This is a genomic window from Virgibacillus carmonensis (genome assembly GCF_057836705.1).
This window is the reverse complement of record NZ_JBYQFJ010000045.1, coordinates 1-17,299: the sequence shown is the minus strand read 5'-3', so window position 1 is coordinate 17,299 and position 17,299 is coordinate 1. Positions and strand designations below refer to the sequence as shown.

Annotated in this window: 18 protein-coding genes; 3 read left to right on the top strand and 15 right to left on the bottom strand. The window is 36.6% G+C overall.

Going from position 1 to position 17,299, the window contains the following annotated elements; genetic code table 11:
• Positions 1–136: 136 nt before the first annotated feature.
• The 6 genes from AC3G7N_RS19375 to AC3G7N_RS19350 all read right to left on the bottom strand — a co-directional run bounded on the left by AC3G7N_RS19375 (position 137) and on the right by AC3G7N_RS19350 (position 4,181).
• On the bottom strand, positions 137–757 hold the full coding sequence (locus AC3G7N_RS19375; protein ID WP_489423808.1) for a PRP40 family protein: 621 nt from the start codon (positions 755–757) through the stop codon (positions 137–139).
• Positions 758–1,397: 640 nt separating this feature from the next.
• On the bottom strand, positions 1,398–1,586 hold the full coding sequence (locus AC3G7N_RS19370; RefSeq protein ID WP_489423807.1) for a hypothetical protein: 189 nt from the start codon (positions 1,584–1,586) through the stop codon (positions 1,398–1,400).
• 27 nt (positions 1,587–1,613) lie between these two features.
• Positions 1,614–2,873 (bottom strand): replicative DNA helicase, encoded by a 1,260-nt coding sequence (gene dnaB, locus AC3G7N_RS19365; RefSeq protein ID WP_489423806.1) that lies wholly within the window; start codon positions 2,871–2,873, stop codon positions 1,614–1,616.
• Positions 2,851–3,192 (bottom strand): replicative helicase loader/inhibitor, encoded by a 342-nt coding sequence (locus tag AC3G7N_RS19360; RefSeq protein WP_489423805.1) that lies wholly within the window; start codon positions 3,190–3,192, stop codon positions 2,851–2,853. The genes dnaB and AC3G7N_RS19360 overlap by 23 nt, the downstream gene beginning before the upstream one ends.
• The gene (locus AC3G7N_RS19355) at positions 3,189–3,914 is read right to left on the bottom strand and encodes a DnaD domain-containing protein (RefSeq protein ID WP_489423804.1); all 726 of its coding nucleotides are present in this window, start codon (positions 3,912–3,914) and stop codon (positions 3,189–3,191) included. The genes AC3G7N_RS19360 and AC3G7N_RS19355 overlap by 4 nt, the downstream gene beginning before the upstream one ends.
• Before the next feature lie 81 nt (positions 3,915–3,995).
• Positions 3,996–4,181: a helix-turn-helix domain-containing protein gene (locus tag AC3G7N_RS19350; RefSeq protein WP_489423803.1), complete on the bottom strand. Its 186-nt coding sequence runs from the start codon at positions 4,179–4,181 to the stop codon at positions 3,996–3,998.
• Positions 4,182–4,481: 300 nt separating this feature from the next.
• Between AC3G7N_RS19350 and AC3G7N_RS19345 the strand changes: the two genes are divergently transcribed.
• Complete coding sequence (locus tag AC3G7N_RS19345) at positions 4,482–4,625, top strand: hypothetical protein (RefSeq protein WP_489423802.1); 144 nt, start codon at positions 4,482–4,484, stop codon at positions 4,623–4,625.
• Positions 4,626–4,936: 311 nt separating this feature from the next.
• Here the strand turns inward: AC3G7N_RS19345 and AC3G7N_RS19340 are convergent, their stop codons facing one another.
• The 7 genes from AC3G7N_RS19340 to AC3G7N_RS19310 all read right to left on the bottom strand — a co-directional run bounded on the left by AC3G7N_RS19340 (position 4,937) and on the right by AC3G7N_RS19310 (position 13,032).
• Positions 4,937–6,982, bottom strand: coding sequence for a CocE/NonD family hydrolase (locus AC3G7N_RS19340; protein ID WP_489423801.1), 2,046 nt, complete (start codon positions 6,980–6,982; stop codon positions 4,937–4,939).
• Between the two features lie 36 nt (positions 6,983–7,018).
• A complete protein-coding gene (locus AC3G7N_RS19335) occupies positions 7,019–7,723 on the bottom strand; it encodes a TetR/AcrR family transcriptional regulator (RefSeq protein ID WP_489423800.1) in 705 nt (234 codons plus the stop codon).
• 111 nt (positions 7,724–7,834) lie between these two features.
• A complete protein-coding gene (locus tag AC3G7N_RS19330) occupies positions 7,835–8,476 on the bottom strand; it encodes an ABC transporter permease (RefSeq protein WP_489423799.1) in 642 nt (213 codons plus the stop codon).
• 19 nt (positions 8,477–8,495) lie between these two features.
• Positions 8,496–9,404: an ABC transporter substrate-binding protein gene (locus AC3G7N_RS19325; RefSeq protein ID WP_489423798.1), complete on the bottom strand. Its 909-nt coding sequence runs from the start codon at positions 9,402–9,404 to the stop codon at positions 8,496–8,498.
• A 19-nt stretch (positions 9,405–9,423) separates the two neighbouring features.
• Entirely contained in the window at positions 9,424–10,065 is a 642-nt protein-coding gene (locus tag AC3G7N_RS19320; protein ID WP_489423797.1) for an ABC transporter permease, read from the bottom strand.
• Positions 10,066–11,187 (bottom strand): betaine/proline/choline family ABC transporter ATP-binding protein, encoded by a 1,122-nt coding sequence (locus AC3G7N_RS19315; protein WP_489423796.1) that lies wholly within the window; start codon positions 11,185–11,187, stop codon positions 10,066–10,068.
• Between the two features lie 948 nt (positions 11,188–12,135).
• Positions 12,136–13,032 carry a glycerol kinase gene (locus AC3G7N_RS19310; RefSeq protein ID WP_489423795.1) on the bottom strand — a complete coding sequence of 299 codons (897 nt, stop codon included), beginning with the start codon at positions 13,030–13,032 and terminating at the stop codon, positions 12,136–12,138.
• Between the two features lie 310 nt (positions 13,033–13,342).
• On the opposite strand from AC3G7N_RS19310, the gene AC3G7N_RS19305 reads away from it, so the two are divergent.
• Together AC3G7N_RS19305 and AC3G7N_RS19300 are read left to right on the top strand one after the other, a co-directional pair.
• On the top strand, positions 13,343–13,585 hold the full coding sequence (locus AC3G7N_RS19305) for a helix-turn-helix domain-containing protein (protein WP_489423794.1): 243 nt from the start codon (positions 13,343–13,345) through the stop codon (positions 13,583–13,585).
• Positions 13,586–13,653: 68 nt separating this feature from the next.
• Positions 13,654–14,190 carry a sigma-70 family RNA polymerase sigma factor gene (locus AC3G7N_RS19300; protein WP_489423793.1) on the top strand — a complete coding sequence of 179 codons (537 nt, stop codon included), beginning with the start codon at positions 13,654–13,656 and terminating at the stop codon, positions 14,188–14,190.
• A 401-nt stretch (positions 14,191–14,591) separates the two neighbouring features.
• Here the strand turns inward: AC3G7N_RS19300 and AC3G7N_RS19295 are convergent, their stop codons facing one another.
• Both AC3G7N_RS19295 and mgtE read right to left on the bottom strand, forming a co-directional pair.
• Positions 14,592–15,089 (bottom strand): type III toxin-antitoxin system ToxN/AbiQ family toxin, encoded by a 498-nt coding sequence (locus tag AC3G7N_RS19295; RefSeq protein ID WP_489423792.1) that lies wholly within the window; start codon positions 15,087–15,089, stop codon positions 14,592–14,594.
• Between the two features lie 381 nt (positions 15,090–15,470).
• On the bottom strand, positions 15,471–16,829 hold the full coding sequence (gene mgtE, locus AC3G7N_RS19290) for a magnesium transporter (protein ID WP_489423791.1): 1,359 nt from the start codon (positions 16,827–16,829) through the stop codon (positions 15,471–15,473).
• Positions 16,830–17,299 lie beyond the last annotated feature (470 nt).

Genomic DNA, 17,299 nt, shown 5'->3' with positions numbered 1-17,299 from the left:
TAAGTCTTATTCAGCCAAATTATCCTTGGCCCTTCTCCTTATTCAAGAAAAGCGCCCGATTGAGTAACACTGCTGACTTGATATTCTTATTGAATAGTTGCACCCTTTAATAGAATAAAATATTAATTAGTTTACTTTAATTCTTTACTAGTGATTCGTTAACCTGAATATCATCCTTATGTTCCAAGAAAGTCATTTTTATAAATTCGTTCACTGCTTGTTTGTATTCGTCTCCACTGAATTCTGATTGGTCGCCAATCTTTTGTTCAAAATATTGGTTTATGACCCACTTTTTTTCGAAACTCTCGACGAATTCCATCCAGTATTGTTCTTCGGTTATGCCTATACGAATCCAAGGCTTATCAGGGTCATTTTTTACTTCTGTTTGTGCTTCTGCAAGAATCTTTAAAACTTGTTGGGAGTTCGGCTTAATGCCTTCTTCAAGGGCTTTTCGGTAGAAGATATGATACGATACTTTATTAACGATGTCCTTATAATCATTGATTTCCGTCTCCCTAGATGTGATGCTTAGTTTCTCGCCTTGATACTTCGCATATACATCAGGTTCTAATGGTGCTAGTCTGCTCTTCACCGCATCTTCCAAATCATTTTTTTCTTCATCATCGACCGTATTCGGATTAGGGTTGTAGACTCTAGGTTCTTCCTTTCGTTGAAGAAGAGAATTGTCGTCATTATTAAAACTAACAATCATAACAAATGCAAGAGTTACGAGACTGATCAACAGAGCTTTTTTCAAAGAATTCCCCCTTTTTCCCCTTCAACTCTTAACCTTTTTACAGAACCTTTCTTCAAACTAAGTTGTACAAGAAGGATATTTCACTCTGATAATGTAATGCTCAATTGAAATGGCTTATTCCATTAAACTGCTTCGTTTAAGAACAACCCTTCAAAAATTCTGCTTTACTAACTTTAACATAATTATAATTATTCCGAGAATTAACTTTTCAATACTTTTAAATAGGTCCTCAGTCTTCAACAAAATGGCCCGATCGTATTGTGAAACACAAGTTAAACACCAATCTTCCACTATCCTGCTACGTTACTTTAAGTACATTTCTTCACAATCTCTAATATATTTTAACATGAATATCCAGTTATTCTCTGAAAGATCTTCCACAAAATGGTCCTATCGTATTAGGGAAGACTGCTTTTATCGAAAATCAACCAACTTGTGCAACAAGTATAAGTTTCAAAAACTATGGGTTTTTAGTTATGATCAGGCCATTGCTGTCTACATCAAAGCCAATAATATTCTTCGACTGCCTCAATGTTAAAGTCACGAAGCTCTTTCGTGGCTTTAACCAGATCGCCATCACACGTTTCCACACCATCTTTTTAGTTCTCCTGAACCATCTTGATGAACTTGCAAGTATTTCTTATAAGTCCATCTTTCTACTAGTTCTTCTTCTTCGCTCATCCAAATAAGAATTAAACACATAAATCCCTTCCAAAACATAGCCAGCGGAACACGTTCCATCCATCCTCCCCTGTAACTCACCAGCAGCCAAAATCTCATTATGCAGCTCATACCACTCTCTCAATACAACAAACACTTGATTTTCCATCTAAACCATCTCCTTATTCGGTTTCTTCTAATTCTCAAATCGTCCATGCTCCTTATGAAATGCCAGTCTCACTGTTCCTGTTGGGCCGTTTCGCTGCTTTGCCAGGATAATTTCCATCGTCTTATTCGTACTGCTATCCCGGTTGTAATAGTCATCCCGGTAAAGAAACGCTATAACATCTGCATCTTGCTCGATATTTCCTGACTCTCTGAGATCTGACATTAATGGCCGTTTTTCATTACGCGACTCAACCCCTCTTGATAACTGGGAAAGTAATACAATTGGGATATTCAGTTCCACCGCAAGCAGCTTTAACTCACGCGTTATTTCACCAATTTCCAAATCTCGGCGCTCGTGCTTACTCGTTGGTGTCATCAATTGTAAGTAATCGATGAAAACGACAGGCTTATCACTTGGATTATCATGGAGCCTTTTACGAATGGCTGAACGAATGGTAGAAACCGTTCGTAAGTTATCATAAAGAAGAAGTTTCCAGTCAGATATTTCGCCTACTGCATGGATAGCATGCTCATAATCGTCTCTTGAAAAAATCATGTTCCGCCATTTTTGACTATCTATGAATCCTTCAGCTGAAATCATTCGTTGCAATAATTGCTTTGTCCCCATTTCTAAACTAAAAATCAACGGTGATGCCCCATTTTTCGCACAGCCGGCTGCTAGATTAAGTGCAAATGCGGTTTTCCCAACAGAAGGTCTGGCAGCAACAATAATCAGCTCACCTCGTTGCAATCCACCAGTCATCTCGTCAAAGTCATGAAAAGATGTCCCAAGTCCAGATTGTTCTCCGGACGGGAAACACATTTCTTCGGTGATTTCCATTAGGTGGTCATAGGTCGATTTCCCCTGATCGTCTACACCTGTTTCCTGATAACCTTGTAAACTAGCAATCAACGTGTCTAACCCATCCGCAGTTGGACTTTCAGCAAATTGCAATGCACATGTTCTAGCCATTCTTGTTCGATAGGCATCAACAATCAATCGCTCGTGATGTTTCATACTTGCTGTACTAGCTACGGATCCAGCCATTTCCACCAAATAAACTGTCCCACCGACACGCCCGATTGCTTCCCCTAATTTTGTCGTGACCGTAACCAAATCGATAAATTCCCCAAGCGCTGCCACTTGCTTCATCGACCTGAAAATAATTTTATGACGCGCCTCATGAAAATGTTCTTCCTGCACGACTAATTCTTTGAAAAGTGACCCGTCCTGAAGAACCGATCCAAGTACGGATACTTCCGCTTCAACGTTCGCTATTGTTATCATTTGTTTTGTCCTTTAACAGTTTAATCATTTGCTGGTGAAAACCTTGCTTTATCTCGTCTGGAACCCTGGAAGCTTCTGCACGCCATACTTTCACTTTCTCCAGATGGTCATTGCTTTCAGCTGGGTAAGCAGCAATTTCAGCAAGGGTTGGAGCATAAGGACGAGCGCCGGCGTAAGCGGACAGCTTTTTCATAACTAACGTATAATCCATTCGGATCAGTTGCGGGATCAAAATTAGTGCTTTTTGTTTGGATACCTCGTACTTCGGATAAATCTCTCGAATGGTCTCTAGTATAGTAATTGCTTCCTGCTTATTCACCTGCCTACCTCCAACCGTAATTCATCGAACACCGATCGCCCTCCAGCGGCAGGGTGTTTTCTGAATGGTACCGTATTCGTTCTATGCGATTCTTTCTGTCCCTCATAAGCCTGTACAGCTTCCAACGTTTCTAGATTAGCTCGCGTCCATTCCTGTAAGATTTTCTCCAGGTAGCTGAATGTCCGACCGTTGTGTTTGGTGGTAAGCATAATTGCTTCTAGCATGATCGCCTCCCCAACCGTCTCAACCCACCGAGTAAACTCAAAGGCAAGAAGTGGATTCAGCTTTCCGATGTTCTCTTCGTAAATCGTTACAAGGTGTTCCTTCCCTGCTTCTTCTTTTTTTCTCTCTTTTATTTCGTTTTGTTTATGTTTAAGTATGTTCCGGGATTGGTCCTGATATTGATCCTGGGATTGCTCCGGCAATTGGTCCTGGTAATGGTCCCGGTTATCCATAAAGGAAATCATTTCATAGACTGGCGCCTTTCCTCTTTTACCGTTTTCACAAATTATCAACTCATGTTCCATGAGCTGTTTTCTTGCTTCGTTTATTCGTTGTACTGATAAGCCAGAAAATTGTCCCACAAGGACATTCGGCGCATTGAATTTCCGTTTCCAGCCAGCGAGATTATTAACCATCATTAACGTGTGCCATAAAAGAATTGCATTTGGAGGAAGCTCATTCATAAGTAACCACTGTCTGAACGCGTTCAGTTCTTTCATATAATTCATGTAACATCTGTCCCTTTCCAGAGCCTTTACGTAGGCTTTTTTAAAATATAAATGACAAAAGACCCACGTATATTAACTACGTAGGTTTGTGTACTCTTGATCTTGAATCCATAAATCAATCGATTCCTTCGTAAACAAAATCCGATTTCCAATCTTTAAATGTGGAATCTGTTTTCCATGAACCATCGCATAAATGGTATCCGTATGAACCCCAAGATAATTTGCGACCTCTTTTACAGTTAGTGTTTGCCGCTCCAATATAAGCCCCCCTTTTCGATAAAAAATCTGAAGAAGAAAGTGAAAGAAAACGTACTCAAACGTAATAAAATACTTTCTATCTCTATAATCGAAAGAAGAGTCAGTTTGGTGGCATTTATTTTAAACTTTTTTTATAAATAAATATAATTAGTTACTAAACCTATTCATTTATTAAAATTTCCTCTCCGCAACACTATCAATATGTTGTGATAGTGTTGTAATAAAATTCAACATGTAGTGTAAATCTCTCAAATAAAACAACACTAGTATTGAATCGCGACATGACTGGAGGTAATTTTAGTGGCAAAACATTCTGGAGGAAAAGTTGGTAAAGCTGGGAAGGTATTAGGTACTACAGGAACATCAAAGAAACAAAAAAGCAAAGCCGGAAAAACATTAAAAAACACCAAGATACAAAACACTAAATTAAGTACCCTGGATTGACGAGACGAGCTAATCTAATATGCGAACAATCATGAATAGGTGATTTTCTAGATTGCTAGTTTGATGTCAAGAAGTCGGACTTAAAGCAAGCGCCTGTCACTTGAAGCTATTCAGAATAGTTTCGAGTGACAGGCACTAAATGTAAGAAAAGACCTATTTATATCTTACCTAAAATTAGCAGGAAAATAGTAAGTCATGAAATACAAATAAACCAATAACGAAAAGTACCTGACACCTTAGACAATACTTACTGTCCTGGTGCCAGGTACTTAATGGTAAACCCTTTGTTCGTATATAACGCTGACTCTGTCCTACTGATAGACTCTTGGTATTTCCTGTTTCCACGTATTCTGGAAACATTCTTCTCCATTATGAAAAGCCGTCATTGTATTTGTTAGATAAAATGTATGACTATCGCTCGTCATCTCACTATTGGTGATAAGTTTTACTTCCCAGTCTCCCCGTCCAACTGTCATCTCCCATTCACATTGTGCCTTTGCAGCTAATGGATTGCCTGATTGAATCGTGTACGTGTTTTTATTTATACTTCCATGTTTTAAACCATTGTGAGGTAATAAACGCTCTCCTTCATCTGAAAGATCATCCAGCTGCCATACATTCGTTATCGTATTATGCGAAACGTTTCGTGTCCGATTTTCTGTTCTAAGGATTTCTCTGTCAATCACTTGAGCTGTTTCTGGTGTATCGAAATGAATAGAATCATCCACTTCAGGCTGTGGTGTCCGAACAGGCAGATTCAATTTCGTGTTTTCTCCTGTATAAATTTCCAGTGTCACTGGTTTTGGCGATGGCCAAGCTTGCGGCCAGTAGGTTGGTGATATAGCTACCTCTAGTACGTGACCAGCTGGGATAGATTGGCCGACACTATCCAGTTTAATGGAAGCTTGATATTTCTTTCCAGTCTCCAAAGCTTCTGGATGCTCATGGGACTTGAGATGATTTAAATTTAACATTCCCCAACTAATTAAGGTAGATTCTCCCGTAGGTGCCTTATCGCAAAGCCGGACAGCAACAAGAGCATTCTCCTGATCTGATGTAAATTCCATGTCAAATACTGGATGTCCAAGCATGTCAACGTTTTCTTCAAAAGGATCAGATGTAAAAACTACTGACTTTCCATTTTCTAATCGCTGATCAGACGGCAAATCGCCCGGTTCCCCAAATGGACAAAATACACCAGCATAATAGCCATGTTCTTGAACACTTGGAACAACAACTTTTTCATTAGAATTCTGCTCATTTACTAGTTTACCGTCTTTAAGCCAGAAATGTTTTTGATTAACATTTTTCGAAGGCCATGAAGAATCAACTACCCACTTTCCAGGTCTTTCATCATAGTTAACTTTCGGTAACTCGTTGTCTTGAATCCATGTTATTAGTTTCGGATCCTCTTTAACCCCTGTATCGATACCTTTTAACCATTGGTCCCACCAACGCAAGCATTCCTGCAGAAAACCAATTGCCGGTTCTGGTGTTGCTACCTCAGGATATTCATGAGCCCATGGTCCAATTATTCCTTTTGAATACGGAAGATTTTCAATAAGCCGAAATACAGCATCCGTATAACCATCCTGCCATCCACTGACAGTGAAAACGGGAATTTGAATGTCCGAGTAGTCTTCACATATGGATCCATGTTTCCAATAATTATCTCTGGTTTGGTGACTCATCCATTTGTTGACATATGGTGTTGTGTTCAATCGTTTCAACCAGTTTTCCTTCCAGCTTTCCCCTACTACTTCCGGATCTTGCGGGCGGGCACTGTAAGCGAACATGGTTGACGCCCACCAAAGCATATCAGATGCTAATACATTGCCTCCACGGTAATGAACATCGTCTGCATATCGATCATCCGTTGAGCATAAGGTAATAATCGTCTTTAATGCTGGATGCTGTCTTGCAGCAACCTGTAAGCCATTAAAACCACCCCATGATTTTCCAATCATTCCAAGATCTCCAGTTGCCCATGACTGTTTACCAATCCAATCAAATACTTCCAAAGCATCATCGTGTTCCTGTTTCAAATATTCATCTGGCAAAAACCCATCTGAATTACCTGTTCCTCGAATATCAACTCGGATACTTGCATATCCATGCCCGGCAAAATAAGGATGACGAATCGAATCGCGAATTGCTGTGAAATCATCTTTTCGATACGGTAAATATTCCAAAATAGCTGGGACTGGATTTCCCGTCGCATCTTTAGGCAGCCAAATTGTCGCTGCTAACCTCGTGCCATCAGACATTGGAATCCACACATGCTCTTTCTTTTCTATTTCTCTAGGGAACTCCGTCATCGTCTTTCTATCACTAGAATCACTTACATTAAATACCAATCTATTCAACTCCTCTAAGATGTACTACTTCCGTTTTTAATTATGATCGCCATATTCATAGTTGACGTCTTTCCTTTTTTCAGGAACAACTGTAGACATAATACTTTTGTATATATAATTCATTGTTTGTTTTGTAGCTTCCTCTTTCGAAACATTTCTTCGCAAATTCAGAAGGTTTGTTAACATTCCCGTCCAGATCAACATGGTGGTGTCAGCAATATATTCAATATCCTCTTCATTGATAAACCCTTCTTCTCCAGCACTTTGAATATATAGAGAACTTCGGGTAGCTATATTGTGATGCGTGATTATTGATTGCACTTCTGCAGAAAGATTGATTAATTCATTTCCATAAACTTGATAGTAATTCTGCATAAGTTCCTCTGGAATAGTACCCAGGTTTTCAATATAAAGTAGGGAATAAACTTCCGGTAATTGAAAGGAATGTTTACAAAAGCATTCCCATGCATACAACCATTTTTCTACTGTGTTATTGCCTTTTTCCATATAATCAGGCAAATCTTTAAGGTAGTTGTTCGTATAACGCATGACAGCAAAAAACTTCAAATGAGATAAATCACGAAAATAGTTATAGACTGTAGAACTCGTATACCCAGCCCGATCCGCAATTTCACGGATGGTTATATGGTGTAAACCCTTTTCTTCAATTAGCTCTGATGTTGCATCTAAAAAGTACCGCCACATTCTAGCCGTTTGAATCTCTTTCCTCTTCTTATTCATAAGCTGAACACCTCAAAATTATTTAAACGTATTTACACTACGACAACTTGAAAGTATAACAACCCCTTGGTCAAGACAACCAAGGGGCTTCTTCATCAGTCCAATTTACGATTATGCAAGTCGCTGCTTTGTTTTCCGTTCGATTATACCTAAAATCAGATCGGCTATAATCGCCATTAAGGTAGCAAGAATGGCTCCAGCGTAGATTTTAATATCGTGTTGAAGACTAATTCCAGAAATAATTTCTTTTCCTAAGCCACCCGCACCAACGTAAGGGCCAAGTGTGGCCACAGATATAGCGATTACCGCAGCTAGTCTTATCCCAGCCAGTAGAAACGGAATAGACAAGGGAAATTGTATTTTCAACAGCAACTGGAATGTTGTCATCCCGTTTCCGATTCCCGCTTCTGTAATACTGTCATCCACTTCTTTGATTCCAACATACGTATTTTTCACTATAGGAAGCAAGGAATATAGAAACAACCCAACGACAATTGTTTCAAACCCAAAACCTAAATAGAGCATTAATATTGCCAGCATAGCCAAGCTAGGTATCAACTGCAATATATTGGTGAGCGAGATGATAATCGGTGCTAGTTTTTCAAACTTTGCTGCAAGAATGCCAAGTGGTATTCCAACAACAAGTGCCAGCCCTATTCCATAAGCCACCATGAAAAGATGTTCTATCGATAGGGATAACAATTCATTGTAGTTTTCAATTATATAATGAACAAGTTTAGTGATGAACTCCATATATTCTCACCTTTTCTTATCAGTCTAGCATTCCTTTTTCTTTTAAAAATTCCTCTGAAACCTCTTTGATGCTTCTCTTTTCAACATCTACTTCATATATTAAATCAGTCATTTTTTCTGTAGAAATCAATCCAACAGTAGATTTAATGATATCATCAATTTTTGGATATTCTTCAATCACACTATTTCGTGCCACTAAAGAAGCCTCGTATGGTGGAAAGAACTGTTGATCATCTTTAAGGACTTTCAGGTCATACTCCTTTAATTGTGGATCAACCGTATAGGCCGTAACAACATCCAAATCACCATTACCAATTCCTTTATACATTAAAGCGACGTCCATTCCGCGGGCATCGGCAAATTTGTATCCATATGTTTCTTGAAAACCTTCATAACCATCATTATCACGTTCTATCCAAGCGTTATCAGTCCCTAACGTCGACTCATTTGCATATTTTTCTAAATCTGATATCGTTTCAACATTATTTTTTTCTGCAAAGTCTTTTTTTACTGCAATACTATAGTTGTTTATATAACCGAGTGGATCATACCATTTGATATCATATTTATCACCAAAAAAAGATTGGGCTTGCTTCAATGTTTTCTCTGGATCGGTTGAATACTCCACATCATCAAAATAATTGTTGTACACTTCTCCGGAAAATAAACTAGCGAAATCAAATTCCTCACGTTCAATTCCAGCAAAAATTTGAGCACTTGCTGGAAGATCCTCGACAATCTCTACTTTATGATCTGTTTGATCTTCCACTAATGATTTTAGAATTTGTACATTTATTTTCGAATCGGTATTTTTAGCTGCAGCTGCAGTGAATACCTCTCCACCATCTGCTGAACTCTCATCGCCACAGCCTGCAATTAGAAACATGAAGGCAACTAAACTCACTACTAATAAACTTTTAAATTTCATTTTATAATCCCCTTTTTTATTAAACTCTTTTCACTATTTTTTCAACCTTCCCAAAAACCAGATCAAGTAATACTGCAATCACGATAGCTAGTATAGTACCAGTAAAAATCATGAATTTATCATTATACCCAATTCCCGCTAGCACAAGGTCACCTAATCCGCCTGCGCCAATTAATGCGGCTAGTGTCGTCCAACTAATAATATAGACAGCTGTTACACGAATTCCGGACATAACGTACGGAAAGGCAACAGGCAATTCAATTTTAAATAATCGCTGAAATGTACTAAATCCCATTCCCTTAGCCGCTTCTATGATTTCCGGATTAACGGACTCCATACCTGCATATGTGTTCCGTAACAATGGGAGTAATGCATACAACAACAAAGCAACTACTGCAGGTGTGAAACCAATTCCCAGTATAGGAATCATGATTGCCAACAAGGCTATGGTAGGTATTGTTTGGAAAATATTAGCGATATTAAAAATAAGACCTTTGATTTTATTACTCTTCATCTTCGTCATATAAATAGCCAATGGTACGCTTAAACATACCGATAGAATGATCACTGTAAAAGAAATAAGAATATGTTCGTACATGTAATGTAAAAGAGATAGGTATTCCTCAGACAAATATGTCAAATACTCGGATAAGAATTCCATTTAGGCAACACCACTCTGACCCTCTGTTACATGCTTTAAGGCTTGCAACAATTTGTTTTTATCTAGAATACCAACGAGTGTAAGGTCTACAGCAATAATTGGGGTAGATCCCTGCAACTCATTAAGTTTATTTAAAACACTTTCCATCTCATCTTTTTCAGTGATCACCAGATTGGATTGCTTAATTAAATCATGCAAATTCTGCTCTTTGTTTGACAACATATCATATAAATTGATTAACCCTGCATAGCTACCATCACTTTTCACAACAGGTACTTCAGCTACTTGATGTTCGATCATCATTTCCATTGCTGACTCAACCGTCGAGTCATCCGATATAGCGATATATTCTTTAGATATAAACTGATCAAGCTGCGGTAATTTTTTGTCCGTTCCCAGTCGTTTTTCTCCGATAAAGTCTTTCACAAAATCATTTGCTGGATTCGCCAAGATTTCCTGAGGAGAACCTTTCTGTACTACACTACCGTCCTTCATTAGGATTATTTGGTCGGCGATTTTAATTGCTTCATCCATGTCATGGGTGACGAATATAATTGTTTTGTTGATTTCAGTTTGCAGACGAAGAAGTTCACCCTGTAGCTGCTCTCTACTGATTGGATCCAGAGCACTGAAGGGCTCATCCATCAGAATGGTTGACGGTTCCGCAGCAAGTGCACGAATAACACCAATCCGTTGCTGCTGACCACCACTTAACTCAGAAGGGTAGCGTTTCATATAAGTAGTTGGATCAAGATTGACCATTTCTAACAGCTCAATAACTCTGTTGTATATTTTCTTTTTATCCCAATTCAATAACTTAGGTACGGTAGCCACATTGTTGTAAATGGTCATATGAGGGAATAAACCGATATTTTGGATAACGAAACCCATTTTTCGGCGAAGTGCAATTGGGTTAATATCTTTAATATTTTCACCGTCAATTAGAATCTCGCCTTTTGTATAATCTACTAACCGATTCAGCAGTTTCATTGTAGTCGTTTTACCACAACCACTAGGACCAATTAATACATTTATTTTTCCTTCTTCAAAGCTTAAATTAATATCTTTTAACGCTTGAAATCCATCATCAAAAGTTTTGTTTATATTTTTTAATTCAATCAAGTTAGTCCCCCCTTAAGATTGAAGCTCTCAGCAAACTACATTTCGTTGTTTACAAATCTTTTTTCTCAGTTTCTAACTGCACACTACTTTATATGACACCTCACTTTATAAACTTAAATACCTATAAGCTTTTGCAGTTTCCGAAAAATTCATTTTAAGTGAATTCATTTATTTTATGAACATGTTTTTTACACGAACAAGTTCATATTATATACATAAGTCTAGTGGTTGCATTAAACTTTGTCAAATTGCCCTTAAAATATATTACTATTAAAAAAACAGGAAACCCCTTACTTTGAGAGTAAGGGGTTTCTAGGTCAATTTAAATAGCAAACAACTAGTCTACTATGTTCAAAGAAAAATTCTTCATATGCAAATGTTTAAAGGCGAAGAAGCAAGTATATATATCATAGTCATCATCCCGGATTCCAAAATTATCGATTCTTCAATCACATGCGTTTTCATTGTATCCATCAGATTCGAATTATCTTTTTGAAAGCTTCCATATAGCGTGATGGAGCTTGTTCCCTAATCTTACGTTTGTTTAGGTCAGCATCAACGATGGTTATTTTGGGCAATCTGCGATAATGAATTCCTTTGCTACATGGTATCTGCCCATTTACCTTGTTATCAAGAAAAGCAGGATCTCCAATGGGCTTCTAACAATTCCTATCATGTACTCTTGTGTTTCTTTAGAGTAATTTATTACCATATTGCAACTTTTAATTTCTCTTGCATACTAGTATTTTCTTTACTTGTCAAACACAATAATCTTAGGTTCCGCTTACACATAAATTTAGAAACTCATCATCCTTTGAATCAATGGATGAAAACGTTTAGTTCATTGATACTGTTCACCTTTACAAGGTTGTATTAATGTGTCTCTAAATTAAACATTTTTAGTTCCCCATTGGGGTACAACGCAGTAATTCCTTCTTTACACTCCCCCTAATAAGCCTGTATCCCAAACTTCAACAACTTTTTAGGTAAAATATCATCCAGATTCTGAATATCTGCATCCTGTAACTCTATCAAGTTAAATCCATATTTTTCATAGATTCTTAACTTTTCTTGCTTTCTCTTTGCATATTTCGGATTGTCTTCTAGTCCCCAATATTCTATGTATACTTTTCCCACAGGTAGATAAAAATCTGTATAAACGTCTTCTTCAATTGGCAGCTTTCTTTCGTATGCGTGTACGATTTCAGACATATACAGCCAATTATCTATAAGCATTTCAGCTCTTGATCGTACATAATGCCCGTCAGCAGATCTGTGTTTTGCTTCATACTTATCTCTAAATCCAAGCGAATTTGCTTCAACAGATGTAGTCTCTTGAACTGATGGGACATTTCCTTGTAACTCGTCGATGGTTTCTACTAACCTCTTATTAGTTAAGATGTTTTCTGGCCAATTCACATAAGGTACTCCGGTTTTATCGTACTCAAGCTGTTTTCCGCCAATACTCAAACCAAGTTTAGTTACCGTCCACCCTTTTACAGACTTTTGTACCAAACCCAGTTCAGATAGAATTGGGTTCATTTTGAATTTGGATACCCCAAAATGATTGCTTAATGCCGTTGCATTGAGAAGTCTTTCATTACTAGAGTTAAATATATTGTTTGTTTTAATGTTTTCATCCCATGCTATGTATTCTCCAACTTTTGGATGTTTTTTAATAACTCCCCCATTATTTTTACCTTTGTCGGTTAATACCCAGTTATCGCTTATTCTTTCAATTAAGCCATCATTAAGGAAAATTTGAAAAACCTCTTTTACATTCAATTTTAATTCCTTTGACAGTGCTGTTGTTGAAAGGTATTTAATTTTGTTTATTGTAGACACAGTGACCATCCTTTATGGAAATTATAGTTATAATAAAGCCATTGCATAATCTTCTAATAATTAAGACCTAATCATATTCTATCAAAGATATGGTAGAAAAGTAGGGGGAATTGTAGAAAAATGGTAAATGATGATATACAACTCCGTTAAAAACGCCAGGTACCTGCCACTTAGACAATTCTCAACCGCCTTAGTGCCAGGTACTGAATGCTAATTTTAAAATAAATATTCACAACCACCAAATACCACATATATGTTGTGTACCTTTATCTCCCTTGAAAGGATAATAATTCTGAAAAGGGGGATTCGTGTGGAAGAAGAGCAGCTTCAACAACTGATTGGACAGCATCTAAGAAAATATCGACAAGTCATGTCACTCACTATCGAAAAACTAGCAGAGAAATTGGATATAAGTCCGAATCACCTTGGGCGCATTGAACGTGGAGAAAGTGATACAACGCTTACTACATTTATGAAAATGGCTGCAATCTTAGATATTCCCAATGATTTTTATGAAGAAATTAAACAACTCTACAAAGAAAACCTAGCCTAGCCCCTCCCCCAACCTATGCTGCACCTTCCGACAATTCCACCTTTATCACATCTTAAAGGAGTCATATCATGACATCACCATACACATTTGAAGACATTTTCCTGCAAAACAAGCGACGCATTCATTACCAGATTCATAAACTGAACCTTCATGATCCACACCAAGAGTACTTTCAGGAAGGTCTCTGTGCCATGTGGAATGCTTATAAAACCTACAATCCTAGCAAAGGGCCACTGGAAACCTACTTCAACTACAGTATCCGCAACCGCCTCATTGATATGCTCCGCCAACAAAATCGTTACACTGAAAAAATACAGGCATATCTCCAGGAAAACACTACAGAACTAACTGCAACTCCACCCTTAAGTCTGGACAATCCTACTTTATTGGAAAACTCTTCATTTTGGCAACAAGTTCAATCCCAGTTAACAACCAATCAATGGAAATGGCTTTATTATGCCGTGATTGAAGGTATGACACCAAAGGATCTTGCCACTCAGGAAAATACTACCGTTGACGCTGTGAAAAGTTGGTCGAAACAAGTACGGAAAAAATTACGGAACACTGAATTTCGGGATTTTCTCTTACTGACTTTGTATAATTAAAAAACTCAGTTTTGATCAATATCGTGTTTAATGCGTATTTTTGATTTTATGAACGTTCCTAAATGTCTATGGAAGCCAGTGACCGTTCATAAATATTTTTTAGTTATTTACGAACGCTAAAAAATATATTGAAATGAAAAACTAAATCGTCCGTAAAAGTGTACTTTTTCGGACGTGCAGCTATATTTTATTAGATTCAACATAGGATGGAATTCTTCGTGATCCCTTCCTTGTGTAATTCCTGAATATTATCAAATAGTGTAGTCGGTATAGAGATTTAATAACGGAAAAAAGTAACCACTTTTCTTTGTCGACATTTATTTTGGTTCTATGAAAATGAACTTCTTGGGATGAGCTGAAAAAATAACCTGAACGCCTAACTTAGTGGTTAGGCGTTCAGGTTATTTATTAAATTTAATGTAATTTTCTTCTAATAATACGAAATTGCAAGATAATTTTTTCAAAAAAGAATTACCTTTCTTTACATCATGATATAATTTTAAAGCTTTGTTTTTTATGTCCTCTTGATTACTAATAATATAACTGTATTCCTTTTCTAATAACGTTTTATATTTTTCCTCCTCCAAAGTAAAATCCATCCATTTAATTTCGGACTGGAGAATTGGAAACATATTGTTTAGATGAATAACCGCCAATTTTTCTTTTTCATCTTTTCCATACACTTTAAAAATCGTATTATTTCTTATTTTATCGTGTTTTTTAGGTTTATATGATGAAAGTGGAGCAAAATATTGATGAACACCAATAGTAATTATTACGCCGCAATACGGTCTTTGTTGGTTTTCATTAAAATTATTTAATATCTTACGATCAATTTGTTTTAAGAACTTTATGTATTCATCGGTTATTCTATAAAAATTCATTTTTTCTCTTTCCATATTTTATTTCCCCCCCAATAAAAAAAGAAAGCAGCGAATTATCACTACCTTCTTTGTAATTCACGCTTAGTGGCGGTGAAGCGCCAATTTTATCGTTCACGCTTTATGGCGGTGAAACGCCAATTTTATCGTTCGCGCTTCCTGGCGGCGAAACGCCAATTGTGGTTAGCCACATTCTTATTATTAGTATATTCGTTAATTTTTATTCTGTCAATAATATATATATGCTTTTTCGTAAATGTATGAACACTTTGTAAGAATAATTTTATTAATAAGTTCTATTTTCATTATAACGCTACTCATATGTTTTTTCAAATTTGTATTTTATAACAACAACATAAAACTTAATGAAACACAGATTATAGTCCAAATAAGCATAGTTCACATTATTTTGGAAAGAAACATTGTCGCAATCCCAAAATAGATAAGTAACGATAATATATCATTAATTGTTGTAATCAGGGGACCTGACGCAACAGCAGGATCAACCTTAAATTTATAAAGAATTAAGGGAATAATGGTTCCTGCTAATGTACCAATAATTAAAGTGAGTAGTAATGAACTTCCAACTACTAGTCCTAAAGCAAAACTCCCTTGCCATACAAAGGCAATAATTGCAATCATAATGGCACACGTAATACCGATAATAATACCAACCCATAATTCGCGGAAGATGAGTTTAATGACTTGTTTTAAATCCAGATCGTTCGAGACTAAACCTCTTACTACAACTGCAAGTGATTGGGTTCCAGTGTTACCTGTCATTCCTGCTATCATCGGCATAAATAATGCTAAAGCAACTAATTGTTCTAAAGTTGCTGAAAATCCATCTATGATACTTCCTGATACTAGACCAATGAATAAAAGCAAAATCAACCAGGGTAAGCGTCTGTATGCAGCAACAAGGGGTTTGGTGTTAAAATCGATCGCTTTTCCCGAAGCTGATAATTTCTCGATATCCTCATTTGCTTCTTGCATAACCACATCGATAATGTCATCGATCGTTATGACTCCCACTAATTTATCCTCTTCCTCAATAACAGGAATAGATATGAAGTCATAACGAGAAATTAATTTAGCAACTTCTTCTTGATCCATATATACATCAACCTTCACTACTCTTCTATACATAATATCCTCTATTTTATCTTGAAAGTCACCAAGAAGTAGATCTTTATATGAAACAACACCTACTAGTTTTTTTTCATCATCAATAACATAAAGGTAGTTAAGGTACTCTGCGAGTTCAGCAAAATGTTTTAGTTTATCAACTGCTTCTCTTACAGAATAATGCTTAGCTATCCATACATAACGATTGTTCATTATCCGGCCAGCTGTTTCCGGTGGATAGTTCATCAAGTTCTGAACAATTTCAGATTCTTCCTGTTTCATTTCAGATAATAATTCTTCTATCTTCTCAGGTGCCAAATCAGATAATAAAGTAGCTAAATCATCATTTTCCATTAAATCAAGAACTTTTGTAGATTTTTCAGTCCCTAGCTTCTGTATTACTTCTAACTGATCCTCTTTATCGAATTCTTTTATTAGGTCTGTTAGTTGTTCAATTGATAAATAGATAAGAAATTTGTTCTGATGCTTATCCGGTAAACGGTGATATTGTTGAGCTATATCGTATGGTTGTAATTCATCTATAGTTTCTTGGAATAATTTTTTCTTGCTATCCTTTAAACTTTGAATAATGGCTAGTGTTATTTCATTTTCAGTCAACGTTAAAGACAAAGGGATGACCTCCTCTTAGATAAATAATAATATGATTAGAGCAACAAATTGGCTTATATGGAGAAATAAACCTTATTCCCGAAAACCACTTCAAAGAAAAATATGAAGCAATAAAGGAAGCAATAGGCAATTGAATAAGAGGATTATGATAAAGAATATTTTACTAATGGTGCAATATCGGAATGGAACATGAGTTTCTAGAAGGGATTTGTAAGAAGGCATTTGTTAAAATACCAGTGAACTATCAGTAAATATAGAGAAGAAGGAATTTCGTATAACAATTAGTTGTCCAGGGGGAGGCCATTAATTGAAATATTTTCCTTCTCTCTGCATTATTATATCAGAACGTGCATTCTTATGTAAGGCGAAATGATTAGAATATTTTATTTTACAAAAAGTATAAGATGTCTTTAACTGAATGTAAGAAAAGGTATCTTTTCCTACATTCAAAAAAGTATCTTGTCAGGGAT

Coding starts and splice junctions, on each gene's coding strand:
- AC3G7N_RS19370 (WP_489423807.1), bottom strand. CDS start 1,586: ATGGAAAATCAAGTGTTTGTTGTATTGAGAGAGTGGTATGAGCTGCAT.
- dnaB (WP_489423806.1), bottom strand. CDS start 2,873: ATGATAACAATAGCGAACGTTGAAGCGGAAGTATCCGTACTTGGATCG.
- AC3G7N_RS19355 (WP_489423804.1), bottom strand. CDS start 3,914: ATGAAAGAACTGAACGCGTTCAGACAGTGGTTACTTATGAATGAGCTT.
- AC3G7N_RS19335 (WP_489423800.1), bottom strand. CDS start 7,723: ATGAATAAGAAGAGGAAAGAGATTCAAACGGCTAGAATGTGGCGGTAC.
- AC3G7N_RS19330 (WP_489423799.1), bottom strand. CDS start 8,476: ATGGAGTTCATCACTAAACTTGTTCATTATATAATTGAAAACTACAAT.
- AC3G7N_RS19325 (WP_489423798.1), bottom strand. CDS start 9,404: ATGAAATTTAAAAGTTTATTAGTAGTGAGTTTAGTTGCCTTCATGTTT.
- AC3G7N_RS19320 (WP_489423797.1), bottom strand. CDS start 10,065: ATGGAATTCTTATCCGAGTATTTGACATATTTGTCTGAGGAATACCTA.
- AC3G7N_RS19300 (WP_489423793.1), top strand. CDS start 13,654: ATGACATCACCATACACATTTGAAGACATTTTCCTGCAAAACAAGCGA.
- AC3G7N_RS19295 (WP_489423792.1), bottom strand. CDS start 15,089: ATGGAAAGAGAAAAAATGAATTTTTATAGAATAACCGATGAATACATA.